Source organism: Bacillus sp. P4_D3, assembly GCF_056401855.1.
This window is the reverse complement of the sequence record NZ_JBFUIN010000464.1, coordinates 1-2479: the sequence shown is the minus strand read 5'-3', so window position 1 is coordinate 2479 and position 2479 is coordinate 1. Positions and strand designations below refer to the sequence as shown.

The window sequence follows — 2479 nt, the reverse complement described above, 5'->3', positions numbered from 1 at the left end:
GTTGTAATCCCTCTCACTAAGCGAGAGTGAATCGCTTTTCGCACATCTACCCCGTTCTTTGTAACAATTAATGCCGTAATCTTCACATGACGGGTATGAATCGCATCAATAATTCTCGTTGATATATACAAAGTGACTAAAGTATATAATGCTTTTTCCCATCCATACACATAGCCAGCAGCGATAATGATAAGTGCATTRAAGAAGAAAAAATACGTGCCGACAGGCTTATCTTTTATCTTTGATAAAATCATGGCGATAATATCTAGGCCACCTGTAGAAGTACCCCACTTTAAAGCAACTCCTACCCCAATCGCGGAAATAATACCACCAAAAATCGCATTCAATATAATATCATTCGAAACCGCTCTAACTGGGATAATTTCTAAAAACAAAGTCATAAATATAACACAGAGAAAACTAAAAAACGTAAAAGCCTTTCCAACCTTTTTCCATGCTAAAATAACGACGGGAATATTAAATAAACTAAACAATACACCCGTAGATATATGAATGGATAAAAAGTCACCTAATACTTGCGATAATAATTGAGACAATCCAGCAAAGCCACTCGCATATACTTTCGCTGGTGTTAAAAATAAATTCATCCCAATCGCATTTAATAAACCTGCAATAATCACAACGACTAACTTCTTAATAAGTTCAGTATAATTCAGCTTCAAATCCATTTCTAATCCACCTTTAGTATTCATGAATGCACCGCTATACATAGTCTTTACGAAAAAGGAAATGATAAACATACAACGTTTAGAAATGGAGTTGATACATATGCCACATACGAGCGATAACGACAAAAAAGCACGCGACAATAATGCAAAGCGCACTCAAAAAAATGAACAAGAGCAAAAAAATATTCAGCAAGGGAAACGTGCATATTCTAAGAAAACCGATCACCTTTGATTACATCGTACATCAACGTTAATGTTGATGTACTTTTTTTTACATTTTACAGGGAAAAAACATTAAAAATTCACTTCATGTTCACTTCTATATTCTACAATAGCGATAACATATTCGGATGAGGTGTTAGCATGAAAGGAAAAAATACATTCATTATCACTGCACTAATAAGTATATTAATGCTATCTGCTTGCGGACAAAAAAATGACTCGGCCACAATCGCTACAACAACAAACTCAACCATTGCGAAGAGCGATTTCGAAAAACAATTGAAAGATCGATATGGAAAAGACATGCTATACGAAATGGTAGCACAAGATGTTATTACTAAAAAATATAAAGTATCTAATGATGCAGTAGATAAAGAAGTAGAAAAAGCAAAAGATCAATATGGAGAACAATTCAAAGCAACACTAGAAAATAATCGTTTAAAAGATGAAGAAGATTTCAAAAATCAAATTAGATTCAAACTTTCATTAAATGAAGCGATTAAACAAAGCGTTACAGAAAAAGATGTGAAAGACCACTATAAACCAGAAATTAAAGCTAGTCATATTTTAGTAAGTGACGAAAATGAAGCGAAAGAAATAAAGAAGAAATTAGATACCGGCACTTCATTTGAAGAATTAGCGAAACAAGAGTCTCAAGATATATTATCAAAAGATAATGGCGGAGACCTCGGATACTTCGGGGCAGGCAAAATGACACCTGAATTTGAAAAAGCTGCTTACAAATTAAAACCTGGCCAAATTAGCAATCCCGTTAAATCACCAAACGGCTATCACATTATTAAACTAACTGATAAAAAAGATTTAAAACCTTACGATGAAGTGAAAGACTCTATACGTAAAGACTTAGAAGAAGAACGTATTACCGACCCTTCCTTCGGTCAAAAATTATTACAAGATGAATTAAAAAAGGCGGATATTAAAATAAACGATAGTGATTTGAAAGATACATTTTCTCATCTTTTTGGGAAAGGGAACTAAAATAAAGCACGATCTTATTTTTTTAAATAAGGTCGTGCTTTTTATTCTTTCATTACTACTTTCAGCTTTTTCTTCAGACTTTTATAATGCCAATTGATGTGATCTAGTTCTATCTCTACTTCAATTAATATATCTATTAAGTCATCTTTATTTTGCTGAAAGTTCACCATACTCTCAAGCAACTTTTCAAACCTTTGACTACTCTCATATATATCATTTAAATCCGTCGCTAATATTTCACGTTCTTTTTCGGAGGATAATACGGAACGACGGTTTATTAATTGTTCCAGTTCATTATCTTGCACTTCCGTACCTCCGTTTCAATATCTCATCTATTCTTTCTTAATCTCTTGTAACTAAAAGCATACAAAATTCAACTGAAGCTATTAGGGGCACCATACCCAAAAAAGAAAACTGTACATTTAGACATAAAATTGACGCATTTCAATTTATTCCCTGTACGTTAAGGAACTAGTTTGTATATTTGTGGAGATATACGAGACAGGTGTGAATTTAGGGGAATCCAATATTTTCTATTCAAATATGATAGAATGGAAATATATCCAAAA

The 2479-nt window shown here is 32.9% G+C and carries 4 protein-coding genes; 2 read left to right on the top strand and 2 right to left on the bottom strand.

The window, feature by feature from the left end; genetic code table 11:
• Positions 1 to 689 (bottom strand): YitT family protein (locus AC1DTM_RS22785; RefSeq protein WP_477000947.1); only part of this gene is annotated, 689 nt, incomplete at its 3' end.
• A gap of 100 nt (positions 690 to 789) precedes the next feature.
• Between AC1DTM_RS22785 and AC1DTM_RS22780 the strand changes: the two genes are divergently transcribed.
• Both AC1DTM_RS22780 and prsA read left to right on the top strand, forming a co-directional pair.
• Positions 790 to 921 (top strand): DUF3941 domain-containing protein, encoded by a 132-nt coding sequence (locus tag AC1DTM_RS22780; protein WP_001120851.1) that lies wholly within the window; start codon positions 790 to 792, stop codon positions 919 to 921.
• A 131-nt stretch (positions 922 to 1052) separates the two neighbouring features.
• The gene (prsA, locus tag AC1DTM_RS22775; RefSeq protein ID WP_016104168.1) at positions 1053 to 1910 is read left to right on the top strand and encodes a peptidylprolyl isomerase PrsA; all 858 of its coding nucleotides are present in this window, start codon (positions 1053 to 1055) and stop codon (positions 1908 to 1910) included.
• A 41-nt stretch (positions 1911 to 1951) separates the two neighbouring features.
• On the opposite strand, the gene AC1DTM_RS22770 is transcribed toward prsA, so the two are convergent.
• Positions 1952 to 2215 (bottom strand): hypothetical protein, encoded by a 264-nt coding sequence (locus tag AC1DTM_RS22770; protein ID WP_016104167.1) that lies wholly within the window; start codon positions 2213 to 2215, stop codon positions 1952 to 1954.
• Between the last annotated feature and the right edge of the window lie 264 nt (positions 2216 to 2479).

What these genes read in the sequence shown, in the direction of transcription:
- AC1DTM_RS22780 (WP_001120851.1), top strand. Translation starts at nt 790, where the DNA reads ATGCCACATACGAGCGATAACGACAAAAAAGCACGCGACAATAATGCA.
- prsA (WP_016104168.1), top strand. Translation starts at nt 1,053, where the DNA reads ATGAAAGGAAAAAATACATTCATTATCACTGCACTAATAAGTATATTA.